Source organism: Micromonospora echinaurantiaca (assembly GCF_900090235.1).
GTDB lineage: Bacteria > Actinomycetota > Actinomycetes > Mycobacteriales > Micromonosporaceae > Micromonospora > Micromonospora echinaurantiaca.
Window position 1 is genome coordinate 1,331,528 of sequence record NZ_LT607750.1, and the last position, 26,156, is coordinate 1,357,683.

Sequence of the window (26,156 nt, forward strand, 5' to 3'; positions counted from 1 at the left end):
TCGACGGCGCGGGAGGCCGCCACATCGCGGATCTGGTGGCGCCTGGGTCAGGCGGTGGCGGGGACCGGTTCGGCGGCCGGGGTGGCGGCGGTCGGCTCGGCGGGGAGCGGGCGGCGTTCCCGGGTCGACCAGAGCACCGAGAGCATGGCCAGCAGCACCAGGCAGGAGCCGAGCATGTGCGCGCCGACCAGCACCGCGGGCAGGTGGGTGAAGTACTGCACGAAGCCGATCAGGCCCTGCCCGAGTTCCACTGCGACGAGCACCACGGCGGCCCGCTCGGCGCGTCGGGCGCCCACCGCCCGGAACGCGAAGATCAGCGCCACCGAGAGCCCGATCAGCAGGAACACCCCGTCGGCGTGCACCTGCGAGATGGTCTCCGGGTCCAGCCCGTTGCGCTTGGCCCCCTGGTCGCCCGCGTGCGGGCCGCTGCCGGTCACCCAGGTGCCGACCACGAGCACCGCCGCGCTGGCCAGCGTGGTGAGCAGCGTCAGGGCGCGCAGCGGGGCGGGCACTACCGGCACCGCCGGCGCGTCCGGATCCTTGATCCGCCGCCAGAGGGCGTACGCGGCCGCGATCACCACCATCGAGGCGAGGAAGTGCAGCCCGACCACCCAGGGGTTCAGGTTGCTCAGCACGGTGAACCCGCCGATCACGGCCTGGGCCGGGATGCCGAACAGGACGGCGACCGCGAGCGGCAGCAGTCCGGGGCGCCGGGGCCGGTGCAGCAGCACCGCCAGCACCACCGCCGCCGCGATGATGCCCACCGCGAAGGTGAGCAGCCGGTTGCCGAACTCGATCGCCCCGTGCACGCCCATCTCCGACGTGGCGACGTAGGAGGCGTCGGTGCACCGCGGCCAGGTGGGGCAGCCGAGGCCGGAGGCGGTCAGTCGGACGGCCCCGCCGGTGACCACGATCCCGACGTTCGCGATGATGGACGCGAGGGCGAGTCGACGCAGCAGGGCGGCGGAGACCGGAAACCGGGCGAGCAGGCGTTGCGGCGCGGCGGGGGCCGGGGACCGGACAGGACGCTTCACGGCGCAAATCCTACGCACCGTAGTGATCGAGGAGCGTGCGACTCCGCCCGGACGGTGGTTCGGATCACCGGCACCCGGGTTTGCGGGCCTCCAGCGAATTACGTAACGTTGGCGTTGTGAAAAACGCGGCGGGCCTCTCCGGGCACCAGCCGGCGACCGCTTCGGTCGCCGGCGACGGCTCCAGGTCGCTGCGCGGCGTCAGACGCGCCGAGCTGGAGTTGTCGAAGTCCGCGTCCGCCTCGGATGTCTCCACCCGTGACCGGGTCACCCAGCTGCTGCTGGAGCGGGGCGCCACCACCGCCGCGCAGCTCGGTTCGGCGCTCGGGCTCAGCCCGGCGGCGATCCGCCGGCACCTCGACGCGATGCTCGCCGAGGGTGACGTGGTCGCCCGCGAGCAGACCGTGCGCGGCCACCGCGGCCGTGGTCGCCCGGCCAAGGTGTTCCTGCTGACCGACGCGGCCCGGGTCCGCTGCGGCACCCACCACTACGACAACATGGCCACCGCCGCGCTGCGCTGGATCGCCCGCAACGGCGGTTCGACGGCCGTCGAGGCGTTCGCCGCCGAGCAGGTCGCCGCCCTCGAGGCGCGCTGCCGCACGGCGATGGAGGACGCCGGCGACGACCCGCTGGCCCGGGCGGAGGCGCTCGCCGCCGCGCTGACCGCCGAGGGCTACGCTGCCAACGCGTCCACGATCGCCTCGGGTGGCCAGCTCTGCCAGCACCACTGCCCGGTGGCGCACGTGGCCGCCGAGTTTCCCCAGCTGTGCGAGGCCGAGACCGCGGTGATCTCCCGTCTGGTCGGCACCCACGTACAGCGCCTGGCCACCATCGCGCACGGCGACGGGGTGTGCACCACGCACATCCCGACCCAGCCGGGGCGTGCCCAGTCCGGTAAGACCGTCACCACTGTGAGGACAGATAGATGACCGAGCAGATCGTCCAGCCCCTGACCCAGGAGGAGCAGCTCGCCGCCCTGGGCCGCTACGAGTACGGCTGGGCCGACCCGGACGTCGCCGGGTCCTCCGCCCAGCGCGGCCTCAACGAGGCGGTGGTGCGGGACATCTCGGCCAAGAAGAACGAGCCGGCCTGGATGCTCGACCTGCGGCTGAAGGGCCTGCGGCTGTTCGACCGCAAGCCCATGCCGGCCTGGGGCGCCGACCTCACCGGGATCGACTTCGACAACATCAAGTACTTCGTCCGGTCCACCGAGAAGCAGGCCACCAGCTGGGAGGACCTGCCCGAGGACATCAAGAACACCTACGACAAGCTGGGCATCCCGGAGGCCGAGAAGCAGCGGCTGATCGCCGGTGTGGCGGCCCAGTACGAGTCCGAGGTGGTCTACCACAAGATCCGCGAGGACCTGGAGGAGCAGGGTGTCGTCTTCCTTGACACCGACACCGCCCTCAAGGAGCACGAGGACCTGTTCAAGGAGTACTTCGGCACGGTGATTCCGGTCGGTGACAACAAGTTCGCCGCGCTGAACACCTCCGTCTGGTCCGGTGGCTCGTTCATCTACGTGCCGAAGGGCGTGCACGTGGAGATCCCGCTGCAGGCCTACTTCCGGATCAACACGGAGAACATGGGCCAGTTCGAGCGGACGCTGATCATCGTCGACGAGGGTGCGTACGTGCACTACGTCGAGGGCTGCACCGCGCCCATCTACTCCTCCGACTCGTTGCACAGCGCGGTCGTGGAGATCATCGTCAAGAAGAACGCCCGGTGCCGCTACACGACCATCCAGAACTGGTCGAACAACGTCTACAACCTGGTCACCAAGCGCGCCGTTTGCCACGAGGGCGCGACCATGGAGTGGATCGACGGCAACATCGGCTCCAAGGTCACCATGAAGTACCCGGCGGTCTACATGACCGGCGAGCACGCCAAGGGCGAGGTGCTCTCGGTGGCGATGGCCGGTGAGGGCCAGCACCAGGACGCCGGCGCCAAGATGGTGCACGCCGCGCCGCACACCAGCAGCACCATCGTCTCCAAGTCGATCGCCCGGGGCGGCGGCCGCACCTCGTACCGGGGCCTGGTGCAGGTGCTGGAGGGCTCGCACCACAGCGCCAGCACGGTGAAGTGCGACGCGCTGCTGGTCGACACCATCTCCCGCTCCGACACCTACCCGTACGTCGACATCCGTGAGGACGACGTGTCGATGGGGCACGAGGCGACCGTCTCCAAGGTCAGCGAGGACCAGCTCTTCTACCTGATGAGCCGGGGCCTGAGCGAGGACGAGGCGATGGCGATGATCGTGCGCGGCTTCATCGAGCCGATCGCCAAGGAGCTCCCGATGGAGTACGCCCTGGAGCTCAACCGCCTGATCGAGCTCCAGATGGAGGGCGCGGTCGGCTGACCCCGACCCGGCCGGCGACCAGCCCGACCCGCTTTGCGGAGCCGCGCGAACGCCGACCTGTCTGGCCGGGGCGCACGAACACCGACCGACCCTCCAGTTAATGACACCGTCGTCGCAGAACAGACCAAGGAAGAGATGACTACCCAGGCTTCCGCGCCGCCCAGCACCAAATCGCAGGCGCTCCGCTCGTACGACGTCGCCGACTTCCCGGCCCTGACCGGCCTGGAGGAGGAATGGCGGTTCACCCCGCTCAAGCGCCTGCGCGGCCTGCTCGACGGCGCCGGGGCGTCGGCCGGGCAGGTCGTCACCCAGGTGTGGTCGCCCGACGGCGTCACCGCCGAGTGGGTGGAGCGCGACGACGCCCGGCTCGGCCGGGTGCTGGTGCCCTTCGACCGGCTCAGCGCCCAGGCGTGGAGCGGTTTCGACAAGGCCCTGGTGGTGACCGTGGCGCGGGAGGCCGTGCTGGCGGACATGGTCTCCATCGAGGCCCGGGGGCAGGGCGACGCGCTCGCCTACCAGCACATCCTGCTGGACGTGCAGCCGCTGGCCGAGGCGACCGTGGTGCTCGATCAGCAGGGCAGCGCCACGCTGGCCGACAACGTCGAGGTGGCCGTCGGGGACGGGGCGAAGCTGACCCTGGTCACCATCGCCGACTGGGCCGACGACGCGGTGCAGGCTCAGCACCTCAAGGTCAAGCTGGGCCGGGACGCCAGGGTGATCCACGTCCAGGTCAGCCTCGGCGGCGACCTGGTGCGGCAGTACACCAGCGTGGAGTACACCGACCGGGGTGGCGAGGCCGAGCTGTACGGGCTCTACTTCGCCGACTCGGGCCAGCACCTGGAGCACCGGCAGCTGGTCGACCACGCGGTGCCGGACTGCCGCAGCTACGTCGGCTACCGGGGCGCCCTGCAGGGCGAGAGCGCGCGCACCGTCTGGGTGGGCGACGTGCTGATCCGGGCCGAGGCGACCGGCACCGACACGTACGAGATCAACCGGAACCTGCTGCTCACCGACGGCGCGCGGGCGGACTCCGTACCGAACCTGGAGATCGAGACCGGCGAGATCGCCGGCGCCGGCCACGCGAGCGCAACCGGTCGGTTCGACGACGAGCAGCTGTTCTACCTGATGGCCCGGGGCATCCCGGAGGCCGAGGCGCGCCGGCTGGTGGTGCGCGGGTTCTTCGCCGAGCTGATCAACAAGATCCCGGTCGAGGAGCTGCGCGAGCGGCTCGGCGACGCCATCGAGGACCGGTTGGCCAAGGCGGGCGCCTGATGATCCGGATCTGTTCCACCGAGGACGTGCCGAAGGGGACCGCGATCAGCGCGGACGTCGACGGCACCCAGATCGCGCTGGTGCACGGCGAGGACGGCGAGTTCTACGCCGCCTACGACGAGTGCTCGCACGCCGCGGTCGCCCTCTCCGAGGGCGAGGTCGACGGCTGCACGCTGGAATGCTGGCTGCACGGTTCCCGTTTCGACCTGCGCACCGGCGAGCCGACCGGGCTGCCCGCCACCGAACCCGTACCCGTCTACCCCGTCGAGGTCCGTGACGGGGACATCTACGTCAGCCTCACGCCGAGCAATGGAGTGACCCGATAATGAGCACCCTGGAGATCCGCGACCTGAAGGTGTCGGTCAAGCTGCCCGAGGGTGAGCTCAAGCCGATCCTGGCCGGGGTCGACCTGACCGTCCGTTCGGGCGAGACCCACGCGATCATGGGCCCGAACGGCTCCGGCAAGTCCACCCTGGCCTACTCGATCGCCGGCCACCCGAAGTACGAGATCACCGGCGGCTCGGTGACCCTCGACGGCGAGGACGTGCTGGCCATGTCCGTCGACGAGCGGGCCCGCGCCGGCCTCTTCCTGGCCATGCAGTACCCGGTCGAGGTGCCCGGCGTCTCGGTGGCCAACTTCCTGCGCACCGCCAAGACCGCCATCGACGGCGAGGCGCCGAAGCTGCGCACCTGGGGCGGCGAGCTGCGCGGTGCGATGGAGCGCCTCCAGATGGACCCGGCGTTCGCCCAGCGCAACGTCAACGAGGGCTTCTCCGGCGGTGAGAAGAAGCGGCACGAGATCGTGCAGCTGGAGCTGCTCAAGCCGAAGATGGCCGTCCTCGACGAGACCGACTCCGGGCTCGACGTCGACGCCCTGCGCGTGGTCAGCGAGGGGGTCAACCGGGTCCGCGACACCGGCGACACCGGCCTGCTGCTGATCACCCACTACACCCGGATCCTGCGCTACATCAAGCCGGACCACGTGCACGTCTTCGTCGCCGGCCGGATCGTCGAGCAGGGCGGCCCGGAGCTGGCCGACAAGCTCGAGGAAGAGGGCTACGAGCGGTACGTCGCCGGGGCCGGTTCGGCGCGGGCCTGAGGCGCGGAAGGGTCGCTGAGATGACCACCATCGCGATCCCGCCCGGGATGCCGCAGTACGACGACGTGCCGCGTTACGACGTGGCCAAGGTGCGCGCCGACTTCCCGATCCTCGACCGGGAGGTCAACGGGCACCGGCTGGTCTATCTCGACAGCGCCAACACCTCGCACAAGCCGCGGCAGGTGCTGGACGTGCTCGCCGAGCACTACGCGCTGCACAACGCCAACGTGTCCCGCTCGGTGCACACGCTGGGCACCGAGGCAACCGAGGCGTACGAGGGCGCCCGGGCCAAGGTGGCCGCGTTCATCAACGCGCCGAGCGTGGACGAGGTGGTGTTCACCAAGAACTCCACCGAGGCGATCAACATCGTGGCGTACGCCTTCTCGAACGCCTCGCTGCGCCCGGACGGCGACCCGCGGTTCCGGCTCGGCCCCGGCGACGAGGTGGTGATCTCCGAGATGGAGCACCACTCGAACATCGTCCCGTGGCAGCTGCTCTGCGAGCGCACCGGCGCGACCCTGCGCTGGTTCCCGGTGACCGACCAGGGACGGCTGGACGAGTCGGGGCTGGACGACCTGGTCACCGAGCGGACGAAGATCGTCTCGCTGGTGCACATGTCGAACATCCTCGGCACGGTCAACGCCACCGCGCGGATCACCGCGCGGGTCCGCGAGGTGGGGGCGCTGCTGCTGCTGGACTGCTCGCAGTCGGTGCCGCACATGCCGATGGACGTCGTCGACTACGACGCCGACTTCATCGTCTTCACCGGGCACAAGATGTGCGGGCCGACCGGCATCGGCGTGCTCTGGGGGCGGGCCGAGCTGCTGGCGGCGATGCCGCCGGTGTTCGGTGGCGGCTCGATGATCGAGACGGTGGCGATGGCGGGCTCGACCTTCGCCGCGCCGCCGGCCCGGTTCGAGGCGGGCACCCCGCCGATCGCCGAGGCGGTCGCGCTCGGCGCCGCCGTGGACTACCTCGGCGGCATCGGCATGCGGGCCATCCAGTGGCACGAGAAGGAGCTGACGGCGTACGCGCTGGACGCCCTCGCCACGGTGCCCGGGCTGCGGATCTTCGGGCCGACCGTGCCGGTGGGCCGGGGCGGGACGATCTCGTTCGCCCTCGGCGACGTGCACCCGCACGACGTGGGGCAGGTGCTCGACTCGCTCGGCGTGCAGGTACGGGTCGGCCACCACTGCGCCCGCCCGGTCTGCACCCGGTTCGGCGTGCCGGCCACCACGCGGGCCTCGTTCTACCTCTACACCACCACCGAGGAGATCGACGCCCTGGTGGCGGGCCTGGAGCAGGTGCGGAAGGTGTTCGACTGATGCAGCTCGACCAGCTCTACCAGGAGATCATCCTGGACCACTACAAGCACCCGCACGGGCGTGGCCTGCGCGACGCCGACGACCCGGCGGACCGGGTGGCTGAGGCGCACCACGTCAACCCCACCTGCGGCGACGAGGTCACCGTGCGGGTCGCCACCGACGGCGACGTGCTGCACGACGTCTCGTACGACGGCATGGGCTGCTCGATCAGCCAGGCGTCGGCGAGCGTGCTGCACGAGCTGCTGAACGGTCGGCGGGCCGGGGAAGCTTTCCAGGTGCACGAGGCGTTCGTGCAGTTGATGTCCGGTCGTGGTCAGGTCACGCCGGACGAGGACGTGCTCGGCGACGGGGTGGCGTTCGCGGGTGTCGCCCGCTACCCGGCCCGGGTGAAGTGCGCGCTGCTGCCGTGGATGGCGTTCAAGGACGCCGCGGCACGCGCCGGCGTGGGCGCGAGCCCTTCGGAGGTAAAGGCATGAGTAGCGAGGACACCGCCACCGCGGCGACGCCGCCGGCCGAGGGTGCCGCGGGCACGCCGGTCGCCGGCGCGGCGGGCGGCAAGGCCGCCGTCGCCGACATCGAGGAGGCGATGAAGGACGTCGTCGACCCCGAGCTGGGCATCAACGTGGTCGACCTCGGCCTGGTGTACGGCGTGCACGTCGACGACGACAACGTCGCCACCCTGGACATGACGCTCACCTCGGCGGCCTGCCCGCTCACCGACGTGATCGAGGACCAGGCCCGGCAGGCGCTGACCACTGGCCCGGGCGGCGGCCTGGTCAACGACATCCGGATCAACTGGGTCTGGCTGCCCCCATGGGGCCCCGACAAGATCACCGACGAGGGACGCGACCAGCTCCGCTCGCTCGGCTTCAACGTCTGACCGTTCCCGGTCACCCGTCGAGCGCGGCGCCCCGACCGGGGCGCCGCGCTCGACCCGTCTCACCCTGCTCCCGCCCCGCCCCGCCCCGCGTTGGCCGCGCCGGCCCGCCCCGCGTCGCGCCGGCCCGCCCCGCGTCGCGCCGGCCCGCGCCGCGTCGCGTCGCGTCGCGTCGCGTCGCGGAGATCGTCTGATGCTCCCCAGGCGTGCGTGAGCCTTTTTCGCCTGCTCAGCAACAGACGATCACGGGACTCGGGGGAGCGGGCGGAAATTGGTGGCGGGGGTGGGGGCGGGGGCGCAGGATGGGCGGGTGATCGAGACGTACCGGATGAAGCCTGTCCCTGTCGCCGCGACCGTCGTCGCGCGCCGACAGCGCACGGCACCCGGTCGCGCCTCGACCCGCCGCCGACGGTCGTGACCGGCGCGTTCCTGGCCGGCCTGGTCGCCGGCTACGGCGTCGCGATCCCGGTCGGCGCGATCGCCGTGCTCATCCTCGGGCTCAGCGCCCGCACCTCGTTCCGGGTCGGCGCCGCCGCCGCGCTCGGGGTGGCCACCGCCGACGGGCTCTACGCCGCGGTGGCGGCCCTCGGTGGCGCGGTGGTCGCCGGGCTGATCGCCCCGGTCGCCGGGCCGCTGCGGCTGGCCGCCGCGGTCGTGCTGCTCGCCATCGCCGCGCACGGCGCCTGGCGCGCCCTACGACCGCGAACCGCGCCAGGTGGCCCCGCCGACGGTCGCCGGGGCCTGGACACCCCGATCCGGGCCTTCGCCGGGGTGCTCGCGCTGACCCTGCTGAACCCGGCGACGGTGGTCTACTTCGCCGCCCTCGTCATCGGTCGGCAGGGCGGCACGGATCCGGGCGCGGCCGGCGCGTTGCTCTTCGTGGTGGGCGCCTTCGTCGCCTCGGCCAGCTGGCAGTTGCTGATCGCCGGCGGGGGCACGCTCGTCGGGCGGATGCTGACCGGGCCGCGCGGCCGGCTCGTCACGGCGCTGGTCTCCAGCGCCTTGATCGCGGCCCTGGCGATAGCCATGCTGCTGCCACGCTGAGGCCGGCACCGGCACCGGCGCCCCGGGGTGCCCCTCCGACGGCGCGGTGTTGGCGGCCCGACCTGGGTGCCCGCCGAGCGGGCGTCGGCTGTCAGCCGGTGTAGCCGGGGGACATCGCCGCGGCCAAATGCAAGTGGACGGCGGCCCGTCCGGCCTCGCCCTGCCGTTGGAGGGTCCGCCCCAGCAGCAACTGCACGTACGAGTCGTCAGGTGCCTGCGCCGCGAGCGGCTCCAGGATCCGTAGCGCCCGGTTGAGCTGGGCGGAGTGGAAGTAGGCCCGGGCGGCGAGCAGTCGGGTGCCGCGATCGTCGCCGTGGATGTCGAGCAGGGGCCGGAGCAGGGTGAGGGCGCCCAGCGGGTCGCCGAGGTCCAGCAGCGCCTCGGCGTGCCGGAGGCGTTCCACCTCCTCGGGGACGTGGCGCGGGTTGCGGCCGGCGGCCTCGGCCAGGAAGGCGTGGATCACCTCCGGGGGCTGCGCGCCGCGCAGTGCCGCGCCGTTCACGACGAACGTCGGGGACGTCGCCACGCCTGCGGCCCGGCCCCGCAACACGAGTTCCCGGACGATCGTGTCACCTCCGCCGTCGGCGAGCAGTCCACTGCCCGTCGGGAAGCCGGCCCGGCGGGACACCTCGTCCAGCACGGCCGGGAGGCTGATGTCCAGGGCGTCGACGAAGTGCGCCCGCATCACCTCCTCGGCCACCGCGTCCTGCAGGTGCGGGACGCCGGCCTCGTGAGCGAGGGCGATGAGGCGGTGGGCGTCGTGGCTGCTGGCCCGCCAGCCGGCTCCCCAGCGGGGACCGAGGCCCTCGGCGAGCGCGATGCGGGAGACGCGCTCCCGGTTCTCGCCGGGCGTGAGGTGCGGCGCACACCCGCGGAGGGCGGCGTCCACCATCGGGTCGCGCAGGACCTCCGCCAGGGGCTCGCCGGGGGTGGGGGCGGAGGGGTCGATCCGGTACGGCCGCCAGACGACCTCGACCGGGTCGTCCTCCCAGGACGCCAGCGCCCGCTCCAGCCGCCGCTTGCCGATGTACGCCCACGGGCAGACGACGTCGGCCCAGATCTCGATCCGCATGATCGGGAGGTTACACAACACCTGTCGCATAAACCACGGGTGTCGTATAGTGTCGGGGTGAACTCCTCCGACCCCCGCGTCCGGCGGACCCGGGCCCGGTTGCGGGCGGCCGTCCTCGAGCTCGCGGCCGAGCGGGAGCTGGGCGACATCACGATCGCCGAGGTGGCCAAGCGGGCCGGGGTCAACCGCGCGACGACCTACCTGCACTTTCCCGACCTGGACGCGCTCGTCACCGACGCGATGGAGGAGGCCGTCGCCCAGGTGGCGAGCGCCGCAGCGCTCTGCCCGCTGGACGCCCCGCGCGACGAGCCGCCGCAGCCGCTGCGTGACCTCTTCGACACCGTCGCCGCCAACGCGGTTCTCTACCGCAGGATGCTCTCCCCACACGGCAGCGCGCGCTTCGCGGCGAGCCTGCGCGACCGGCTCGCCGCCGAACTGCGGCGCAGCCTCCAAGAGCGGGCGCGTCCCCGGGGGGTGGACGATGTGCCGGTGGACGTCCATGCCGCCTATCTCGCCGGCGCCCTCACCGGCGTCATCGCCACCTGGACGGCGGCGGGGGCTCCGGCCGGTGCCGCCGACACGGCACTCGCGACGTGGCGGTTGCTCCGTGGGTGACCCGGTCCGCGTACCCAGGCGCACGTCATTCGGGAGGTTGCCGTGGTCGGCAGGCCGGCGGTAGGTGGAGGTCGGTGGGTCGAGGTGGACCCGGGCCGGGTGAGCCGCTGGGTCGACGGCTTCGCCGACCGGCACGGTTCGCCCGTCACCACCGTCGAGGCGTACGGCCTGCGGCTCGCCGCTCCGGACGGCGCGACCGCCGAGCTGCACACCCCACCCGGCGCCCCGGCCACCGCCGACCTGCCCGGGTTCGTGGCCGCGGCGACCGCGTCCCGCCGGATCGGCCTGCTGCTCGCCCGCAAGGGCGCGGTGGCGGTGGGGGTCGCCGCGGGGAAGGAGCTGCTGGTCTCCAAGGTGGACACCCGCTACGTGCAGGGCCGCACCGCCGCCGGGGGCTGGTCCCAGCAGCGCTTCGCCCGGCGGCGCGACAACCAGGCGAAGGCGGCGCTGGCGGATGCGGCGGAGCTGGCCGTACGGCTGCTGCTGCCGGCGGCGTCGACGCTGGACGCGCTGGTCTGCGGCGGCGACCGGCGGGCGGTGGACACCGTGCTCGCCGACCGGCGGCTCGCCCCGCTGGCCGCGCTGCGCGCCGAGCGGCTGCTCGACGTGCCCGAACCCCGGCACGCGGTACTGGTGGGCGCGATCGACGCCGCCCGGGCGGTGCGGATCCTGGTCCGCGACCCCGAGCCGGCCTGACCGGTCCCGAGCCGGCCTGACCGGTCCTGAGCCGGACCTGACCGGTCCTGAGCCGGGCCTGACCGGTCGTGAGCCCGCCGGCGTCGCCGGGCCGGGCCGGACAGGCCGACGGCCGGCGAGCTCGCGCCCACCGGCCGCGGAAGGGTTCCGCAGCGGCTCAGAGCGCGCCGCCGAAGGTGTCGCAGGACTTCGGGTCGCCGGTGGAGTAGCCCCGGGTGAACCATTCCTTGCGCTGCGCCGAGGAGCCGTGGGTGAACTCCTCCGGGTTCACCGGCCGGTTCGCCCGCTCCGAGATGGCGTCGTCGCCGATCTTCTCCGCGGTGTCGATCGCCTGCGCGATGTCCTGCTCGGTGATGCTGGTGAAGATCTTCTGGCCGCTCTCGTCGGCGGTGCCGGTGGCGTTCTTGGCCCACGCGCCGGCGTAGCAGTCGGCCTGCAGCTCCAGCTTCACCGACAGGGCGTTCGCGTTGTCCGGGTCGCGCTGCTGCTGCCGACGCATCTGCGCCTCGGTGCCGAGCAGGTCCTGCACGTGGTGGCCGTACTCGTGGGCCAGCACGTACGGCTGGGCGAACTCGCCCTCGGCACCGAGTTGCTGCGCGAGCACCTGGTAGAAGGTCAGATCGATGTAGACCAGGTCGTCGGCCGGGCAGTAGAACGGGCCGACGCCGGAGTCGGCCTGGCCGCAGGCGGTGTTCACGCCCTGGCTGAAGAAGACGGTGCGGGACGCGCGGTACTGCTCGCCGAACGCCTCCGGCAGCGCGGTGCGCCAGTACGCCTGGATCGAGTTCACGTAGAGGGTGTTGCGGCAGTCCAACTGCTGGAGCGCGTCGTCGGCGGAACACTTCTGCTCCAGCGAGGTGTTGTCGCCCTGCTCGCCGCCGCCGTTGGTCGCGGCGTTCAGCCCGAAGCCGCCGCCGACCAGGGCGATCAGCACGGCGACGATGATGCCGACGAGGCCGCCGCGGCCGCCACCGATCGGGATGGGGATGCCGCCCAGCCCGCCGCCTCCGCCGGACCCTCGCCGGTCGTCCACCTGGCTGGTGTCGATCCGCGCGTTCTCGTTCAGCTCCATGTCTACCCCGATCACCGATTTGATCCGTCTTGGTGGTTGCGGTACCGGACCGGGTCCGGACGCCGATTCCGGTACCCGATGATCTTGGTCGGTAATCCGGCGGAGCCTCCGGGCACGCCCCGGTACACTTGCCGCGTGCTGCTCTGCGAAGGCTGAACCGCCCCGCGCCGACGGTCCCTCCGGCCCGCCGGCGCTCTCGCGTGCCCTGAGTCAGCCCTTCCAGACCCCGAGAGCGAGTACCTCGAGATGATCACTGCCACCGGCCTGGAGTTGCGTGCCGGCGCCCGGATCCTGCTGTCCGACACCACGCTGCGGGTGCAGCCGGGCGACCGGATCGGCCTGGTCGGCCGCAACGGCGCCGGCAAGACCACCACGCTGAAGGTGCTGGCCGGCGAGGGGCAGCCGTACGCCGGGCAGATCGACCGGCGCAGCGCCATCGGCTACCTCCCGCAGGATCCGCGCACCGGCGACCTGGACGTCACCGGCCGGGACCGGGTGCTCTCCGCCCGCGGCCTGGACGTGCTGATGGCCCAGATGAAGGAGATCGAGGCCAAGCTGGCCGACGGCGCGGACGAGAAGCTGGTCCGCCGCTACGGCACGCTGGAGGACCAGTTCGCCTCCCTCGGCGGGTACGCGGCCGAGGCGGAGGCCGCCCGGATCTGCGCCAACCTGGGCCTGCCCGACCGGGCGCTCGCCCAGACCATCGGCACCCTCTCCGGCGGCCAGCGCCGCCGCATCGAGCTGGCCCGGATCCTGTTCCGCGACGCCGGCGAGAACGGCGGTGGCATCCTGCTGCTGGACGAGCCCACCAACCACCTCGACGCCGACTCGATCACCTGGCTGCGCGGCTTCCTCGCCAACCACAAGGGCGGCCTGATCGTGATCAGCCACGACGCCTCGCTGCTCGAGTCGGTGGTGAACAAGGTCTGGTTCCTGGACGCCACCCGCTCGGTGGTGGACGTCTACAACCTGGGCTGGAAGGCGTACCTGGCGCAGCGGGAGACCGACGAGCGGCGCCGCCGCCGGGAGCGGGCCAACGCCGAGAAGAAGGCCGGCGCGCTGATGGCGCAGGCCGACAAGATGCGGGCCAAGGCCACCAAGACCGTCGCCGCGCAGAACATGGCCCGGCGCGCCGAGCGGCTGATCGCCGGCCTGGACGAGGTACGCGTCGCCGACAAGGTGGCGAAGGTGCGCTTCCCGAGCCCCGCGCCGTGCGGCAAGACCCCGCTCACCGCTACCGGCCTGTCCAAGTCGTACGGCTCGCTGGAGATCTTCACCGACGTGAACGTGGCGGTGGACCGGGGTTCCCGGGTGGCCATCCTCGGGCTCAACGGCGCCGGCAAGACCACCCTGCTGCGTATCCTCGGCGGCCTGCTGGAGCCGGACACCGGCCAGGTCAACCCGGGGCACGGGCTGCGGCTGGGCTACTACGCCCAGGAGCACGAGACGCTGGACGTGGACCGTACGGTGCTGGAGCACATGCGCAGCGCCGCGGCCGACCAGACCGACACCGACCTGCGCAAGATCCTCGGCGCGTTCCTCTTCTCCGGCGAGGACGTGGACAAGCCGGCCGGGGTGCTCTCCGGCGGCGAGAAGACCCGGCTGGCCCTGGCCACGCTGGTCTGCTCGGGGGCGAACGTGCTGCTGCTGGACGAGCCGACCAACAACCTCGACCCGGTCAGCCGGGAGCAGGTGCTCGACGCCATCGCCCGGTACCCCGGGGCGATCGTGCTGGTCACCCACGACCCCGGCGCGGTCATGGCGCTCAAGCCCGACCGGGCCATCCTGCTCCCCGACGGCGACGAGGACGCCTGGTCCGACGACCTCCTAGAACTCGTCGAACTCGCCTAACCCCCACCCCCACCGGTCGGTCCGCCGGCGACCCCGCCTGGTTGATCATGAAGTTGTTGTCGGACGTGCCGGCGTGTCGCGACAACAACTTCATGATCGACGCGATACGTCAGGGGGTCAGGGTGAGCAGGTGGGGGAGGATGCCGGAGGTGGTCAGGATGACCACGCCGATGGCGATGAAGATGGTCGGGACCAGCCAGTGGCCGGCGCGTTCCACGAGGCGGGTCACCCGGGGGTGGCTGCCGAGCCAGGCGCCGGCCGCGCACCAGAGCGCGATCAGCACCACGAAGACCAGCAGGAAGACCGCGCTGTCGGCGGGGCCCAGGGCGCGGAACACCGGCACGTAGACCGCCACGTTGTCGGCGCCGTTGGCGATCGTCACCCCGGCCACCCCGAGCGCCGAGCCGACCACCGCGGGCGCCTCGTCGTCGTCGGTGTCGAGCAGGGCCCGCACGCCGAGCGCGATCGGCAGCAGCCCGAGCAGCCCGGTCCACGGGTCGGGCACCACCAGCAGCCCGGCCGCGACCACCGCGCTGGCCACCGCGAGCGCGCCGATCCCCAGGTACTGCCCGGCGACGATCTGCCAGGGGCGGGGCCGGCCGGTGGTGCGGGCGGCCACGAAGAACAGGGTCAGGATGACGATGTCGTCCACGTCGGTGGCCGCGAACACCACGGCCGCACCGACCGCGCTGCCGAGAAGGTCGATCACCCGGGCAGGGTACGGCCCGGCCCGTCCCGCCCGACGCGGTGCCACCGCCGCCTCCCGGCCGTCCCGCCTGGCGCGGTGCCGCCGCCGCCCGATCCGCCCGGTGCGGTGCCACCGCCGCGTTCCGCCCGGCGCGGTGCCACCGCCATTCCGCTCAGCGCGGTGCCACCGCCGCGTCCCGCCCCGCTGCGGTGCGGAGCCGCTGCCGCGTCCTGCCCGTTCCGCCGATGCCGGGTGGCCGGATGGCCGTCGGCGGCGTCACCCTATCGGGAAGCTGACATTGCTTAGCGTGTCGATTGGCGAAGAGTTGATATCTGGCGCATGATCGTTCGAGGCGGTCTAATAGGTGGGACCGTATCCGAACCGCACAGTCTGGGACGTGAGGACACAGCATGGCAGCCACGGGCACAGCCACCAGCACTGAGAAGGGTCGCCGGATCGTCGGAGCCGAGCGTCAGACGCTCGCCAAGGACCTGGTAAAGCGGTACACCTCGGGGGAGAGCATCCGGGCGCTCGCGGCCTCGACCGGCCGTTCCTACGGGTTCATCCACCGGGTGCTCACGGAGTCCGGCGTGCAGCTGCGGCAGCGTGGCGGCGCCCGGCGCCGCAAGAAGGCGTGATCCGCCCAGCAGCGTCGTCCAGCGCCGCGCCCCGGGCCGCCCGGTGACCGCCGAGGCGACCGGGGTACGGCTGGACTGCGACGGGCCCGTCGCGACTGTCACGTTGTGCCGGCCCGACGTGCTCAACGCCCAGACCCCGGCGATGTGGCGGGCGCTGAGCGACTTCGCCCGGGACCTGCCCGGTGACGTCCGCGTGGTGGTCGTCCGCGGCGAGGGGCGGGCGTTCTCCGCCGGCCTCGACCTGTCGGTGGCCGGTGCCTCCGGGCCGGGCTCGTTCGCGGAGCTGGCCACCCTGCCCGAGCAGGAGTGCGCCGACCGCATCGCCGAGTTCCAGGATGCCTTCACCTGGCTGCACCGCCCGGACGTGGTCTCCGTGGCGGCCGTGCAGGGCCACGCCATCGGGGCCGGCTTCCAGCTCGCCCTCGCCTGTGACCTGCGGGTTCTCGCCGAGGACGCGAAGTTCTCGATGGCCGAGGTGACCCTCGGGCTGGTGCCCGACCTCGCCGGCACGAAGCGGCTCGTCGACCTGGTCGGCTACTCCCGCGCGCTGGAGATCTGCGCCACCGGCCGGCGGCTCGACGCCGCCGAGGCGGACCGGATCGGCCTGGCCACCCTGGTGGTGCCGAACGCGGAACTCGACGGCGCGGTGCGCGACCTCACCGCCGGGCTGCTTTCCGGCAACCGGGACGCGGTGGTCGAGATCAAGGCGCTGCTGGCCGGCGCCGGCGGTCGCTCCGCCGCGGAGCAGCAGCGGGCCGAGCGCGAGGCGCAGACCCGCCGCCTGCGTGATCTCGCCGGTCGGGGAGAATAGTAAGGACCGTTCGGGAAGATCCGGGTTACGGCCGAGGTTGTCAGAGTCGTCGGGAGAATTGACCTGACGGTGTTGGTCAGCCCGACGACCCGGAGGTGAGCGTGTCCAACCCGATGTCCGGCGGCGGCATGGGCGGCTGGAGCATGCTCCGGTCGATGCGCAGCCGCGACGAGATCTCCACCCACCGGCTCCAGCACGGCGTGGCCCGCCGGATCGTGGCCTTCGCCCGTCCCTACCGCCGGGACATCGTCGTCTTCCTGGTCACCGTGGTGCTCGCCGCGGTCATCGGGGTCGCCACCCCGGTGCTCGCCGGTGACGTGATCGACGCGATCAGCCGGGGCGGCGCGGAGGCGGGCTCGCTGGTCGTCCGGCTGGCCCTGGTCATCGCCGGGCTCGCGGTCGCCGACGCGCTGCTCTCCCTGGCCCAGCGCTGGTATTCGGCCCGGATCGGCGAGGGGATCATCCTCGACCTGCGCACCCGGGTCTACGACCACGTGCAGCGGATGCCGCTGCAGTTCTTCACCCGTACCCAGACCGGCGCGCTGGTGAGCCGGCTCAACAACGACGTGCTCGGCGCCCAGCGGGCGTTCACCTCGACGCTGTCCGGCGTGGTCAGCAACGTCATCCAGCTGGTGCTCACCGCGGCGGTGATGTTCACCCTCTCCTGGCAGATCACCGCGCTGTCGCTGGTGCTGCTGCCGGTCTTCATCATCCCGGCGCGGCGGGTCGGCAAGCGGCTGGCCGAGATCACCCGCGAGTCGTACAACCTCGACGCCAAGATGAACGCGACGATGACCGAGCGGTTCAACGTCGCGGGCGCGCTGCTGGTCAAGCTCTTCGGCCGGCCCGACGTCGAGGCCCGCCGGTTCGCCGGGCGGGCCGAGCGGGTGCGCGACATCGGCATCCAGTCCGCGATGTACTCGCGGACGTTCTTCGTGGCGATGCTGCTGGTGGCGTCGCTCGCCCAGGCGCTCACCTACGGCCTCGGCGGCTGGCTGGCCGTCACCGGGTCGGTCAGCGCCGGCACCGTGGTGACCCTCGCCCTGCTGCTCACCCGCCTCTACGGCCCGCTGACCGCGCTGTCCAACGTCCGGGTGGACGTGATGAGCGCGCTGGTCTCCTTCGACCGGGTCTTCGAGGTGCTCGACCTCGATCCGGCCATCAGGGAGAAGCCCGACGCCGTCCCGGTGCCGCGCGGCAACGGCCGGGTGGAGTTCCGCGGGGTGCGGTTCCGCTACCCGAGCGCCGCCGAGATCTCACTCGCCTCCCTGGAGGAGGTCGCCGCGCTGGACCGTACGGTCAACGAGCCGGTGCTCAAGGGGGTCTCGTTCGCCGTCGAGCCGGGGCAGATGGTGGCGCTGGTCGGCCCCTCCGGGGCGGGCAAGTCGACGCTGTCCATGCTGATCTCCCGGATCTACGACGTCACCGACGGGCAGGTGCTGGTCGGCGGGGTCGACGTGCGGGACGCCACCCTCGACTCGCTGCGCGACGAGATCGGCGTGGTCACCCAGGATTCGCACCTGTTCCACGAGACGATCGCCGAGAACCTCCGCTACGCCAAGCCGGACGCCACCGACGACGAACTCTGGGCGGCGCTGGCCGGCGCCCAGGTCGCCGACCTGGTCCGGTCGTTGCCCGACGGCCTGCAGACCACCGTCGGCGAGCGGGGTTACCGCTTCTCCGGCGGCGAGAAGCAGCGGATCGCCATCGCCCGGCTGCTGCTCAAGGCCCCCTCGATCGTGATCCTCGACGAGGCGACCGCCCACCTGGACTCGGAGAGCGAGGCGGCGGTGCAGCGGGCGCTGTCGGTGGCATTGACCGGGCGTACCGCGCTGGTCATCGCGCACCGGCTCTCCACCGTCCGCGAGGCCGACCAGATCCTGGTCCTCGACGACGGGCGGATCGTCGAGCGCGGCCGGCACGACGAGTTGGTCGCCGTCGGCGGCCTGTACGCCGAGCTCTACCGCACCCAGTTCGCGGTGGCCGACTCGCCCACCCCGTACGCCGACGCGACCGGCCCGGAGCCGGTGACCCTGCCGATGCGCTCGTACGTGCCGGACGACGCGCTGCCGCCCGCCGCCGCGAACTAGCCCGTCGCCGCGGCCCGCAGTTCGGCGAACGCGGCGCCCAGCGTCTCCGGGGTGAAGTGCGCGTTCAGCCCGCTCGGATTGGGCAGCACCCAGAGCCGCGCGCCGGCCAGCGGCTCCGGCTGCGGGCCGAAGCCGGCCTTCGGTCGGGCGAACCCGATCCGGTACGCGGTCACCCCGACCACGGCCACCCAGCGCGGCCGGTACCGCGCCACCTTGCCGGCCAGGATCTCCGCCCCCTCGACGAGTTCGGCGGCGGTCAGCTCGTCGGCCCGCGCGCTGGCCCGGGCCACCATGTTGGTGATGCCCAGCCCGTAGCCGGGCAGCTCGTCCTGCTCGCTCGGGTGCAGCTGCCGCGGCGTGAACCCGCCGCGGTGCAGCGCCGGCCAGAACCGGTTGCCGGGCCGGGCGAAGTGCCAGCCGGTGGCCGCCGACCACAGCCCCGGGTTGATCCCGACGAAGAGCACGTCGAGCCCGGGCGCGATGACATCGGGCAGGGTCCGGCCCGCCGCGGCCGCCAACTCCTCCCGGGTCGGCCGCCGCTGGCCGGCCGCCAGTTCCTCCCCGGTTCGCCGCCGCTGTCCGGACCCACCGGCCCGGATCTCGCCCATCGGCGGCGTACCGGTCGCGGGTCGCGTCGCGGGGCCGGGGCTCGGCGGCGCGGCCGGCTCGGGTCGTGCCCGGTCGCCGCGCCCCCGGCCCGGCCCGGTCGTCACAGGCCGCGCAGCGCGCCACCGTCGACCGGGACGGTGACCCCGGTCAGGTAGCTCGCCGCGGGGGAGAGCACGAACGCGGCCACCCGGCCGAACTCCGCCGGCTCGCCGATGCGGCGCAGCGGGATCCCCGCCTCCGCCTCGGCGCGGGCCCGGTCGGGGTCGCCGGTCGCGGCGAACAGCTCCCGGTTCCGGTCGGTCATGATCCGCCCCGGCAGCAGGCCGACTACCCGGACGCCCCGGGGGCCGTACTCGTCGGCGATGTCCTTGGCGGCACCGACCAGGCCGGGGCGCAGCCCGTTGGAGATGCCCAGTCCGGGCAGCGGGCCGCGGGCCGAGGTGGAGAGCACCAGGCCGATCGCGCCGCCGTCGGACAGCTCGGCGGCCACCGTACGCACCATCCGGACCGTGCCGAGGAAGACCGTCTCGAAGGACCGTCGCCACTGCTCGTCGCTGACCGAGGCGACGCTGCCCGGCGGCGGGCCGCCCACCGAGACCAGCGCCCCGTCCAGCCGGCCGAAGTGGTCCCGGGCGGCGGCGACCAGGCGCTCCGGGGCGGTCGGGTCGGTCAGGTCGACGGCCAGCCCGACGGCCCGCCCGGGCCCGCCGAGGCGCTCGGCGGCGGCGACGACTCCGTCGGGGTCCCGGGCGGAGAGCACCACCCGGGCGCCGTCGGCGACGAGGCACTCCGCGGTGGCGTAGCCCAGTCCGCGAGACGCGCCGGTGAGCACGTACACCCGATCGGTCAGTCCGAGATCCATGGCTCGATCCTGCCCCATCCGGCGGCCCGCGCCACTTATGGGGCGACCGGCCGTGGGCCGCCGCCGCGAGCCGCACCGGCGACGCCGGGCGCGGCCGGTCAGCGGCGGGCCGGACGCAGCAGGCGTACCCGACCGGCGAGCTGCACCGCGACGGCGCCGCCGGCGCGCCCCAGCGCGGGCAACCGGCGTGGCCGCGGCGGTCGGTGCCCGTCGTAGCGGTCGGTCGCCTCGCGCACCGCCAGTTCCTCCGCGCCGAGCGGCGGCAGCGCGCCCCGCTCCCGCAGCGCGCGGGCCAGGTCCCAACCGTCGCGCAGCGACCCGGCGGTGGGTCGGCCGGCCGCCCAGCCGGCGAAGGTGGCCGGCCAGGCGGCGCCGAAGCCGGCGGCGAGCAGCGGCCAGTGCCGGGCCACGTCGCCGGCGCGCTTGCGCAGCAGCGCCGCCCGGGCCGCGGCCAGCGGCGCTGGGTCGAAGCCCGGCGGCACCGGTGCGCCGGCCACCAGCGCCGCCACCAGTTCCGCCTGCCGAGCCGCCAGGTCAGTCGCCGGCCGGGCGGCCGGGCCGTCCGCCGCCCGAGCCGCCACCTCCGTCGCCGGCCCGGCGGCCGGGTCGTCGTTCCCCGGCCGGGCGGTGACCAGGTCGTCCGCCCGCGGGGCGGCGAGGTCGTCCGCCGGCCGCGCGGCCGGGCCGCTGTCCGCCGGCCGGGTGGTCACGTCGACTGTCGACGGTACGGTCCGGTCGACCGTCGGTCGGTTGGTCCGGCCGTCCGCCGGGCGGGCGGCCGGGCCGGTGGGGAGCGGGACGGCGGTCACGTGACCACCGGGAACCCGGCGGCCGCGGCGAGGGCGTCCAGTTCGGCGCGGAGCGTCGCGGCGGGCGGGTAGTGCCCGTCGCGTTCCAGCAGCAGCGCCGGCGGGCGGTGCCGCGCGCACAGTTCACCGAGCAGGTCGAGCACCTCGGCCGGCACCGGGTCGGTGTGCGTGTCGTGGTAGAAGCCGCCGTGCTCGGCGCCGCCGGCCACGTGCGCGTAGGCGACCCGCTCCAGCGGCAGCCGGTCCAGCAGCGCGATCGGGTCGGTGCCGCGGTTGCGCGCGTTGGCGTACACGTTGGCGACGTCGAGCAGCAGCAGGGCACCCGTGCGGTCCAGGATCTCGGTCAGGAACGCGGCCTCGTCCAGTTCGTCGTCCGGCCAGTCGAACAGCGCCGCGACCGGTTCCAACGCGATCGGTACCGGCAACTGGGCCTGCGCCCGGTCGACGTTGGCGCAGACCGCGTCGACCGCCTCCCGGGTGCGCGGCAGCGGCAGCAGGTGACCGGCCTCCAGCCCGCCGGCCCGGACGAACGCGATGTGCTCGCTGACCAGCGGGGCGTCCACTAGCCGCGCCACCGCGGCCAGCTGGGCGACCCGGGCCGGGTCGACCGGTTCCGCGCCGCCCAGGGAGAGCCGCACCCCGTGCGGTACGACCGTGACGCCCCGCTCGCGCAGCGCGGCCAGGCCGACCGGCAGCGGTCCGGTCGCCGGCACGGACTCCGCCACCACCTCGACGAAGCGCAGGCCGGGCAGCTCGGCGACGAAGCCGGCGATCTCCGGACGCCAGCCGATGCCCACCCCGGTCGGGCCGGTCATCCGCCGCACCCGCCGCCCCCACAGCCGCCGCCCCCGCAGGAGCTGCCGCCGCCGCAACCGGAGCTGCCGCCGCCGCAGCCGCCGGTGCCGCCGCTGCTGCCCAGCGCCTGCCGCTGGATCTCGGCCTGCTCGGCGAAGCCCGGATCCATCGCCCAGAGCGCGGCGGTGCCGAACAGCGCGACGCCCATCGCGGCGCCGGCCGCGCCGTAGGTGGCGTAGGCGGGGGAGGAGGTCGGGGCGAGGTGGACGTGCCGCTGGCGCAGGGTGCGCAGCGCGGCCCGGCCGGCCCGGGTCCGGTACGGCGCCCGGACCAGGATCAGGAAGGCCACGACGATGCCCACCAGGGTGAGCAGCAGATAGCCGACCGGTTTGGCGCCGGACAGCCCGTCGAAGAGCCGGAAGATCCCGACGGCCAGCAGGAGCAGCAGGGCCATCGCCCCGCGCCGGGCGGACTCGCGGCGGCCCGACGACAGGGCGAGCCCGCGCTGTTCGAGGTCGGCACCGAGCTGGGTGAGGGCCGAGGCGACCCACTGGTCCCGGCGCAGGTCCGCGACCCGGGTCCGGCGGGCCGCCGCGTTGTAGACGGCCTGGGCCAGCGGGGTGGCGCCGGCGGGCATCGGCCCGGTGGTGGCCAGGCGGCGGCCCGGGCCGACGCCGACGGAGCCGGCGCCGCGCAGCGCGCCGAGCGTGGCGGGCACGGCCAGCGCGGCGCCGCCGTTGAGGTAGGCGGCCTGCTCCGGGCTGAGCTGGTCGTAACCGGGTTCCCGGGAGCCGGCGAGCACCCGGGCCCGGTGGATCGCGCCGAGGACCACCACCAGGACGGCCGCGGCGAGGTAGAAGCGCAGGAAGGTCGGACCGGGGATGCCCCAGGTGTCGCCCGGTGCGGCAAGGACGGACATCGGCTGCTCCTGTCGCCGGAGGGATCGGCGGCCCCATTGTGGGGCAGGACCGCCACGCCGCACCGCCTGGTGCCACCCGGCCGGCGTGGCGAGGTGCCGGCCGGCCGCGTTCGCCTGGGGGAGAGGTACGAGGGGCGCGACGCCCCGCCGGGAACCGGGTACCGCCGCAGGGTCACGTGGTCGGAGCCGCCGGGGTCAGCGCCGGCGGACCGCCTCCTCGACCAGGTCCAGCACCCGGCCGAGGTCACCGGCCGGGCGGCCCATGGCCAGGTGCAGCACCAGCCCGTCGTAGGCGAGTTCCAGGAACTGGGCCAGCACGTCGATCGGGACGTCGTCGCGCAGGACGCCCGCCTCCCGCTGCCGGGCCAGCCGCTCGCGGGTCGCCTCGGCGATGGCGGCCGACCGCTCGGCCCACCGCTTGGCGAACGCCGGGTCGGTACGCAGCCGCCGGGACACCTCCAGTTGGCTGCCGAGCCAGCCGGTGGTGTCCGGGGAGACCGCCCCGGCGAGCAGGTCCCGCATCACCTGGACCAGACCGTTGCGGGCCACCGTCTCGACCATCACCGCGGCGTCGTCCTCGGCGACGGCGAGGAAGAGCGAGTCCTTGTCCCGGAAGTGGTGGAAGATCGCGCCCCGGGACAGCCGGGTGGCCTCCTCCAGCCGGCGCACGGTGGCGCCCTCGTAGCCGTGCCGGGCGAAACACGCCCGCGCGGCGGCAAGGATCTCCTGCCGGCGCGCGTCGAGCTGGTCCTGACTTACTCTGGGCACGGGTCGATCGTGTCAGGTCACCCCGCGTACTGCAAACCGTACGTACGGCTTGGGTTCGTCGGTTGGTCGATCAGCGCGCCGCCACGTTCCGGTTACGATCGCGCCGTGACGCCACCCCCCACCCCCATCGCACTGCCCACCGCGCCGCTGACCGTGGCGGCCGTCCAGGCCGGACCCGACCCCGGCGACGTGGCCGGCAACGCGGCGACCGCCGGCCGGCTGGTCCGTCGGGCGGCCGACCGGGGTGCCCGGGTGGCGGTGCTGCCGGAGCTCTTCCTGCCCGCGTACCACCCGCCGGTGCTGGCGGCCGATCCGGCCGGCACCGACGTCGCCGCCGATCCGGCGGCGGACGTCGACGACCCGCGGCTGGACCCGCTGCGGGCCGCCGCCCGCGACGGCGGCACCGTGGTGGTGGTCGGCGCGGCGGTCCGCCACCCGGACGGCCGCCGGACCATCTCCTCGCTCGTCGTCGACCGCACCGGCGCGGTCCGGGTCGGGTACGACAAGCAGCAGCTCTGGGGCGACGAGCGGGAGCTGTTCGTGCCCGGCGGGCGCGGCGCCACCCTGCTGGTCGACGGCTGGCGGTTCGGTCTCGGCATCTGCTACGACGGCTGCTTCCCGGAGCACGGCCGGGCCGCCGCGGCCGACGGGGCGCACGGCTACCTCTGCCCGAGCGGCTACCTGACCGGCTCGGAGCACCGCCGCGACCTCTACTACGCGGCGCGCGCCCTGGACAACACCATGTACGTGGTCTTCGCCAACTCGGTTGGCGGTGAACCGCCGTGGCGGTTCAACGGCGGCGCGGCCGTCTACGACCCGGAGGGTCGCCCGCTGGCGCGCGGCGCGGACACCGGCGAGGACGTGCTGGTCGCGACGCTCGACCCGGCCGCCCTGGCGGCCACCCGGGCGGCCCACTCCATGCTGGTCGACCGCCTTCCGCACCAGGGAGCGGCCCGTGCGGTGCTCACCGCCTGACCCGGGCCGGCGCCTCGCCGGGCCCTGTCGGTGCGGCGCCGGCGTCCCGTAGGGTGCCCGAGTGCCGCTGCTCCTGCTGGACCTGGACAACACCCTGCTCGACCGGGCCGGCCCGTTCCGCGCCTGGGGTGAACGGTTCCTGGACGGCATCGGCGCGCCGCCGGCCGACATCGACTGGCTGATCTCCATGGACGCCGACGGACTGACCGACAAGTGGGACGTCGCCGACGCCATCCGGGACCGGTACGGGCTCCGCATCCCCTCCATCGACCTGGTCGAGGAGCTGTACGAGGGGGTGGTGGCCAACGTCCGGCTGGACCCGCTGGTCGCCTGCGCGCTGCGGATCGCCGACGACGCCGGGTGGGTGCCGGTGGTGGTCAGCAACGGCACCGTCCGCCAGCAGGAGGCGATGATCCGGCGGACCGGGCTGGACCGGTTCGTGGCCGACTGGGTGATCTCCGAAGAGGCCGGGGTCAGCAAGCCCAACCCGAGGATCTTCGCGCTGGCCGCCCAGCGGGTCCGGATGCCGCTGCGCGGCGCCTGGGTGATCGGTGACAGCCCGGAGGCGGACATCGGCGGCGCCACCGCCGTCGGCCTGCCCAGCGTCTGGCTGCACCGCGGGCGCACCTGGACGGACCCGCGGTTCGCGCCCACCCGCACGGCGGACGGCCTGATCGCCGCCGTCGCCGCCGTGCTCGCCCGCTGAGCCCCGAGGCCGGGCCCGGCGGCGATCCGCGCTCGCCGGGTACGGCGCGCGGGTAATTCGGTTGACCGGCCGCGACCCGAGTCGCGAGCATGGTCGGCGCATCGTGCACCCGGGCGCGCGCCCGGTCGAGGAGAGGGGGTCGGTCATGGCCGTCTTCGCAGGTCACTTCCACCTGCCTCCATCAGCCTCGAGCAAGGGATCACCACCGCAGTGCGCGATCACGACCTTCCGGCGCGCGAGCGCCGTACCCGCGGCAAGCGCCGCTTCGACGACGACGAACCGACCTTCCTGAAGCGCGGCCGGGCAGCCGAGCCCGTCCTCACCGACCCGGACGCCGAGCCGGACCCGGACACCGGGGAGCGGTGGTCCTCCTGGGACGACGCCGTGCACGGCCCGCAACCCCACCCGGACTGGCTGGTCACCGAACTGGCCGCCAAGGACACCGAACTCGGTGTGCTGAAGACCGGCAAGGAAGCGGACGTCCACCTGGTCCGCCGGGCGGTGCCCGGCACCGACCGGTCCTGCCTGCTGGCGGTCAAGCGCTACCGGGACGCCGAGCACCGGATGTTCCACCGCGACGCCGGCTACCTGGAGGGGCGCCGGGTCCGCCGGTCCCGGGAGATGCGGGCGATGGCCGGCCGCACCGCCTTCGGCCGGCAGATGATCGCCGGGCAGTGGGCGGCGGCTGAGTTCGCCGCGCTGGCCCGGCTCTGGGAGATCGGCGCCGCGCACGGCCGGATCGCCGTGCCGTACCCCGTCCAGCTGCGGGGCACCGAGCTGATGCTGGAGTTCCTGGGCGAGCCCGAGGAGGGGCGGGCCGCGCCCCGGCTGGCCCAGCTGCGGCCCGATCCGGCGCAGCTGCGCGACCTGTGGGAGCAGCTGGTCGACGCGCTGGTCGTGCTGGCCCGCGCCGGCTTCGCGCACGGCGACCTGTCGCCGTACAACCTGCTGGTGCACCGGGGGCGGCTGGTGCTGATCGACCTGCCCCAGGTGGTCGACCTGGTGGCCAACCCGCAGGGCCCGGACTTCCTGGCCCGGGACGTCCGGGTGGTCAGCGCCTGGTTCGCCGCGCGCGGCCTGCCCGCCGCGCAGGACCCGGTCGAGCTGGCCGGGGAGCTGCTACGCGAGGCCGGCATCCGCTGAGGCGTACGCGTGCCGGGCGGCCGTCGGGCCGCC

28 protein-coding genes are annotated in these 26,156 nt (G+C 73.8%); 18 read left to right on the forward strand and 10 right to left on the reverse strand.

The window, feature by feature from the left end; genetic code table 11:
* Positions 1-47 precede the first annotated feature (47 nt).
* Complete coding sequence (locus GA0070609_RS06150) at positions 48-1,052, reverse strand: COX15/CtaA family protein (RefSeq protein WP_408630632.1); 1,005 nt, start codon at positions 1,050-1,052, stop codon at positions 48-50.
* A 170-nt stretch (positions 1,053-1,222) separates the two neighbouring features.
* Between GA0070609_RS06150 and GA0070609_RS06155 the strand changes: the two genes are divergently transcribed.
* From GA0070609_RS06155 to GA0070609_RS06195, 9 genes are all read left to right on the forward strand, one after another.
* Positions 1,223-1,960, forward strand: coding sequence for a helix-turn-helix transcriptional regulator (locus GA0070609_RS06155; RefSeq protein WP_408630658.1), 738 nt, complete (start codon positions 1,223-1,225; stop codon positions 1,958-1,960).
* On the forward strand, positions 1,957-3,387 hold the full coding sequence (gene sufB / locus GA0070609_RS06160) for a Fe-S cluster assembly protein SufB (protein ID WP_088992905.1): 1,431 nt from the start codon (positions 1,957-1,959) through the stop codon (positions 3,385-3,387). Before GA0070609_RS06155 ends, sufB begins: the two co-directional genes overlap by 4 nt.
* Positions 3,388-3,522: 135 nt before the next feature.
* Entirely contained in the window at positions 3,523-4,659 is a 1,137-nt protein-coding gene (gene sufD, locus GA0070609_RS06165) for a Fe-S cluster assembly protein SufD (RefSeq protein ID WP_088992906.1), read from the forward strand.
* A complete protein-coding gene (locus GA0070609_RS06170) occupies positions 4,659-4,985 on the forward strand; it encodes a non-heme iron oxygenase ferredoxin subunit (RefSeq protein WP_088992907.1) in 327 nt (108 codons plus the stop codon). Before sufD ends, GA0070609_RS06170 begins: the two co-directional genes overlap by 1 nt.
* Positions 4,985-5,758, forward strand: a complete 774-nt coding sequence (gene sufC / locus GA0070609_RS06175; protein WP_088992908.1) for a Fe-S cluster assembly ATPase SufC — start codon at positions 4,985-4,987, stop codon at positions 5,756-5,758. Before GA0070609_RS06170 ends, sufC begins: the two co-directional genes overlap by 1 nt.
* A 20-nt stretch (positions 5,759-5,778) precedes the next feature.
* Positions 5,779-7,083 carry a cysteine desulfurase gene (locus tag GA0070609_RS06180; RefSeq protein ID WP_088992909.1) on the forward strand — a complete coding sequence of 435 codons (1,305 nt, stop codon included), beginning with the start codon at positions 5,779-5,781 and terminating at the stop codon, positions 7,081-7,083.
* Positions 7,083-7,559 carry a Fe-S cluster assembly sulfur transfer protein SufU gene (gene sufU / locus GA0070609_RS06185; protein ID WP_088992910.1) on the forward strand — a complete coding sequence of 159 codons (477 nt, stop codon included), beginning with the start codon at positions 7,083-7,085 and terminating at the stop codon, positions 7,557-7,559. Before GA0070609_RS06180 ends, sufU begins: the two co-directional genes overlap by 1 nt.
* Positions 7,556-7,963, forward strand: a complete 408-nt coding sequence (locus tag GA0070609_RS06190) for a metal-sulfur cluster assembly factor (protein WP_088992911.1) — start codon at positions 7,556-7,558, stop codon at positions 7,961-7,963. Before sufU ends, GA0070609_RS06190 begins: the two co-directional genes overlap by 4 nt.
* Positions 7,964-8,374: 411 nt before the next feature.
* Positions 8,375-9,004 carry a LysE family transporter gene (locus tag GA0070609_RS06195; RefSeq protein WP_088992912.1) on the forward strand — a complete coding sequence of 210 codons (630 nt, stop codon included), beginning with the start codon at positions 8,375-8,377 and terminating at the stop codon, positions 9,002-9,004.
* Positions 9,005-9,095: 91 nt separating this feature from the next.
* Here GA0070609_RS06195 and GA0070609_RS06200 read toward each other — a convergent pair whose 3' ends face one another.
* Positions 9,096-10,076: a DsbA family oxidoreductase gene (locus GA0070609_RS06200; RefSeq protein WP_088992913.1), complete on the reverse strand. Its 981-nt coding sequence runs from the start codon at positions 10,074-10,076 to the stop codon at positions 9,096-9,098.
* Positions 10,077-10,133: 57 nt separating this feature from the next.
* Between GA0070609_RS06200 and GA0070609_RS06205 the strand changes: the two genes are divergently transcribed.
* Together GA0070609_RS06205 and GA0070609_RS06210 are read left to right on the forward strand one after the other, a co-directional pair.
* A complete protein-coding gene (locus GA0070609_RS06205; RefSeq protein ID WP_088992914.1) occupies positions 10,134-10,691 on the forward strand; it encodes a TetR/AcrR family transcriptional regulator in 558 nt (185 codons plus the stop codon).
* Between the two features lie 42 nt (positions 10,692-10,733).
* A complete protein-coding gene (locus GA0070609_RS06210; protein ID WP_088992915.1) occupies positions 10,734-11,387 on the forward strand; it encodes an acVLRF1 family peptidyl-tRNA hydrolase in 654 nt (217 codons plus the stop codon).
* 157 nt (positions 11,388-11,544) lie between these two features.
* Here GA0070609_RS06210 and ypfJ read toward each other — a convergent pair whose 3' ends face one another.
* Positions 11,545-12,459 (reverse strand): KPN_02809 family neutral zinc metallopeptidase, encoded by a 915-nt coding sequence (gene ypfJ / locus GA0070609_RS06215; protein ID WP_088992916.1) that lies wholly within the window; start codon positions 12,457-12,459, stop codon positions 11,545-11,547.
* A gap of 246 nt (positions 12,460-12,705) precedes the next feature.
* Here ypfJ and GA0070609_RS06220 point away from each other — a divergent pair, with 246 nt between their 5' ends.
* Positions 12,706-14,310, forward strand: coding sequence for an ABC-F family ATP-binding cassette domain-containing protein (locus GA0070609_RS06220; RefSeq protein WP_088992917.1), 1,605 nt, complete (start codon positions 12,706-12,708; stop codon positions 14,308-14,310).
* Between the two features lie 109 nt (positions 14,311-14,419).
* Here GA0070609_RS06220 and GA0070609_RS06225 read toward each other — a convergent pair whose 3' ends face one another.
* Positions 14,420-15,019, reverse strand: a complete 600-nt coding sequence (locus tag GA0070609_RS06225) for a cadmium resistance transporter (protein WP_088992918.1) — start codon at positions 15,017-15,019, stop codon at positions 14,420-14,422.
* A gap of 389 nt (positions 15,020-15,408) precedes the next feature.
* On the opposite strand from GA0070609_RS06225, the gene GA0070609_RS06230 reads away from it, so the two are divergent.
* The 3 genes from GA0070609_RS06230 (at position 15,409) to GA0070609_RS06240 (ending at position 18,537) form a co-directional block, all read left to right on the forward strand.
* On the forward strand, positions 15,409-15,636 hold the full coding sequence (locus tag GA0070609_RS06230; protein WP_007462679.1) for a helix-turn-helix domain-containing protein: 228 nt from the start codon (positions 15,409-15,411) through the stop codon (positions 15,634-15,636).
* Positions 15,637-15,679: 43 nt separating this feature from the next.
* Positions 15,680-16,447 carry an enoyl-CoA hydratase/isomerase family protein gene (locus tag GA0070609_RS06235; protein WP_088992919.1) on the forward strand — a complete coding sequence of 256 codons (768 nt, stop codon included), beginning with the start codon at positions 15,680-15,682 and terminating at the stop codon, positions 16,445-16,447.
* Between the two features lie 113 nt (positions 16,448-16,560).
* The gene (locus GA0070609_RS06240; protein WP_088997529.1) at positions 16,561-18,537 is read left to right on the forward strand and encodes an ABC transporter ATP-binding protein; all 1,977 of its coding nucleotides are present in this window, start codon (positions 16,561-16,563) and stop codon (positions 18,535-18,537) included.
* Here the strand turns inward: GA0070609_RS06240 and mug are convergent.
* The 6 genes from mug to GA0070609_RS06270 form a co-directional block, all read right to left on the reverse strand.
* Entirely contained in the window at positions 18,534-19,145 is a 612-nt protein-coding gene (gene mug / locus GA0070609_RS06245; RefSeq protein WP_231928548.1) for a G/U mismatch-specific DNA glycosylase, read from the reverse strand. The two genes, GA0070609_RS06240 and mug, sit on opposite strands and share 4 nt — an antisense overlap.
* 101 nt (positions 19,146-19,246) lie before the next feature.
* Complete coding sequence (locus tag GA0070609_RS06250; protein ID WP_088992920.1) at positions 19,247-20,008, reverse strand: SDR family oxidoreductase; 762 nt, start codon at positions 20,006-20,008, stop codon at positions 19,247-19,249.
* A gap of 98 nt (positions 20,009-20,106) precedes the next feature.
* Complete coding sequence (locus GA0070609_RS06255) at positions 20,107-20,589, reverse strand: hypothetical protein (RefSeq protein WP_088992921.1); 483 nt, start codon at positions 20,587-20,589, stop codon at positions 20,107-20,109.
* 224 nt (positions 20,590-20,813) lie between these two features.
* Entirely contained in the window at positions 20,814-21,632 is an 819-nt protein-coding gene (locus GA0070609_RS06260; RefSeq protein ID WP_088997531.1) for a DUF692 domain-containing protein, read from the reverse strand.
* Positions 21,629-22,531, reverse strand: coding sequence for a TIGR04222 domain-containing membrane protein (locus GA0070609_RS06265; protein WP_088992922.1), 903 nt, complete (start codon positions 22,529-22,531; stop codon positions 21,629-21,631). Before GA0070609_RS06265 ends, GA0070609_RS06260 begins: the two co-directional genes overlap by 4 nt.
* A gap of 195 nt (positions 22,532-22,726) precedes the next feature.
* The gene (locus GA0070609_RS06270; RefSeq protein ID WP_088992923.1) at positions 22,727-23,299 is read right to left on the reverse strand and encodes a TetR/AcrR family transcriptional regulator; all 573 of its coding nucleotides are present in this window, start codon (positions 23,297-23,299) and stop codon (positions 22,727-22,729) included.
* 105 nt (positions 23,300-23,404) lie between these two features.
* Here GA0070609_RS06270 and GA0070609_RS06275 point away from each other — a divergent pair, with 105 nt between their 5' ends.
* From GA0070609_RS06275 to GA0070609_RS06285, 3 genes are all read left to right on the forward strand, one after another.
* Positions 23,405-24,274, forward strand: coding sequence for a carbon-nitrogen hydrolase family protein (locus GA0070609_RS06275; protein ID WP_231928549.1), 870 nt, complete (start codon positions 23,405-23,407; stop codon positions 24,272-24,274).
* Between the two features lie 61 nt (positions 24,275-24,335).
* The gene (locus GA0070609_RS06280; protein WP_088992924.1) at positions 24,336-24,980 is read left to right on the forward strand and encodes an HAD family hydrolase; all 645 of its coding nucleotides are present in this window, start codon (positions 24,336-24,338) and stop codon (positions 24,978-24,980) included.
* Positions 24,981-25,190: 210 nt separating this feature from the next.
* A complete protein-coding gene (locus GA0070609_RS06285; protein WP_088992925.1) occupies positions 25,191-26,123 on the forward strand; it encodes a serine protein kinase RIO in 933 nt (310 codons plus the stop codon).
* The last annotated feature ends 33 nt before the right edge of the window (positions 26,124-26,156 follow it).

Excerpts from the sequence above, each read along its gene's own strand:
- sufB (WP_088992905.1), top strand. The coding sequence starts at position 1,957 with ATGACCGAGCAGATCGTCCAGCCCCTGACCCAGGAGGAGCAGCTCGCC.
- sufD (WP_088992906.1), top strand. The coding sequence starts at position 3,523 with ATGACTACCCAGGCTTCCGCGCCGCCCAGCACCAAATCGCAGGCGCTC.
- GA0070609_RS06170 (WP_088992907.1), top strand. The coding sequence starts at position 4,659 with ATGATCCGGATCTGTTCCACCGAGGACGTGCCGAAGGGGACCGCGATC.
- sufC (WP_088992908.1), top strand. The coding sequence starts at position 4,985 with ATGAGCACCCTGGAGATCCGCGACCTGAAGGTGTCGGTCAAGCTGCCC.
- GA0070609_RS06180 (WP_088992909.1), top strand. The coding sequence starts at position 5,779 with ATGACCACCATCGCGATCCCGCCCGGGATGCCGCAGTACGACGACGTG.
- sufU (WP_088992910.1), top strand. The coding sequence starts at position 7,083 with ATGCAGCTCGACCAGCTCTACCAGGAGATCATCCTGGACCACTACAAG.
- GA0070609_RS06190 (WP_088992911.1), top strand. The coding sequence starts at position 7,556 with ATGAGTAGCGAGGACACCGCCACCGCGGCGACGCCGCCGGCCGAGGGT.
- GA0070609_RS06200 (WP_088992913.1), bottom strand. The coding sequence starts at position 10,076 with ATGCGGATCGAGATCTGGGCCGACGTCGTCTGCCCGTGGGCGTACATC.
- ypfJ (WP_088992916.1), bottom strand. The coding sequence starts at position 12,459 with ATGGAGCTGAACGAGAACGCGCGGATCGACACCAGCCAGGTGGACGAC.
- GA0070609_RS06220 (WP_088992917.1), top strand. The coding sequence starts at position 12,706 with ATGATCACTGCCACCGGCCTGGAGTTGCGTGCCGGCGCCCGGATCCTG.
- GA0070609_RS06230 (WP_007462679.1), top strand. The coding sequence starts at position 15,409 with ATGGCAGCCACGGGCACAGCCACCAGCACTGAGAAGGGTCGCCGGATC.
- GA0070609_RS06240 (WP_088997529.1), top strand. The coding sequence starts at position 16,561 with ATGTCCGGCGGCGGCATGGGCGGCTGGAGCATGCTCCGGTCGATGCGC.
- mug (WP_231928548.1), bottom strand. The coding sequence starts at position 19,145 with ATGGGCGAGATCCGGGCCGGTGGGTCCGGACAGCGGCGGCGAACCGGG.
- GA0070609_RS06250 (WP_088992920.1), bottom strand. The coding sequence starts at position 20,008 with ATGGATCTCGGACTGACCGATCGGGTGTACGTGCTCACCGGCGCGTCT.
- GA0070609_RS06260 (WP_088997531.1), bottom strand. The coding sequence starts at position 21,632 with ATGACCGGCCCGACCGGGGTGGGCATCGGCTGGCGTCCGGAGATCGCC.
- GA0070609_RS06265 (WP_088992922.1), bottom strand. The coding sequence starts at position 22,531 with ATGTCCGTCCTTGCCGCACCGGGCGACACCTGGGGCATCCCCGGTCCG.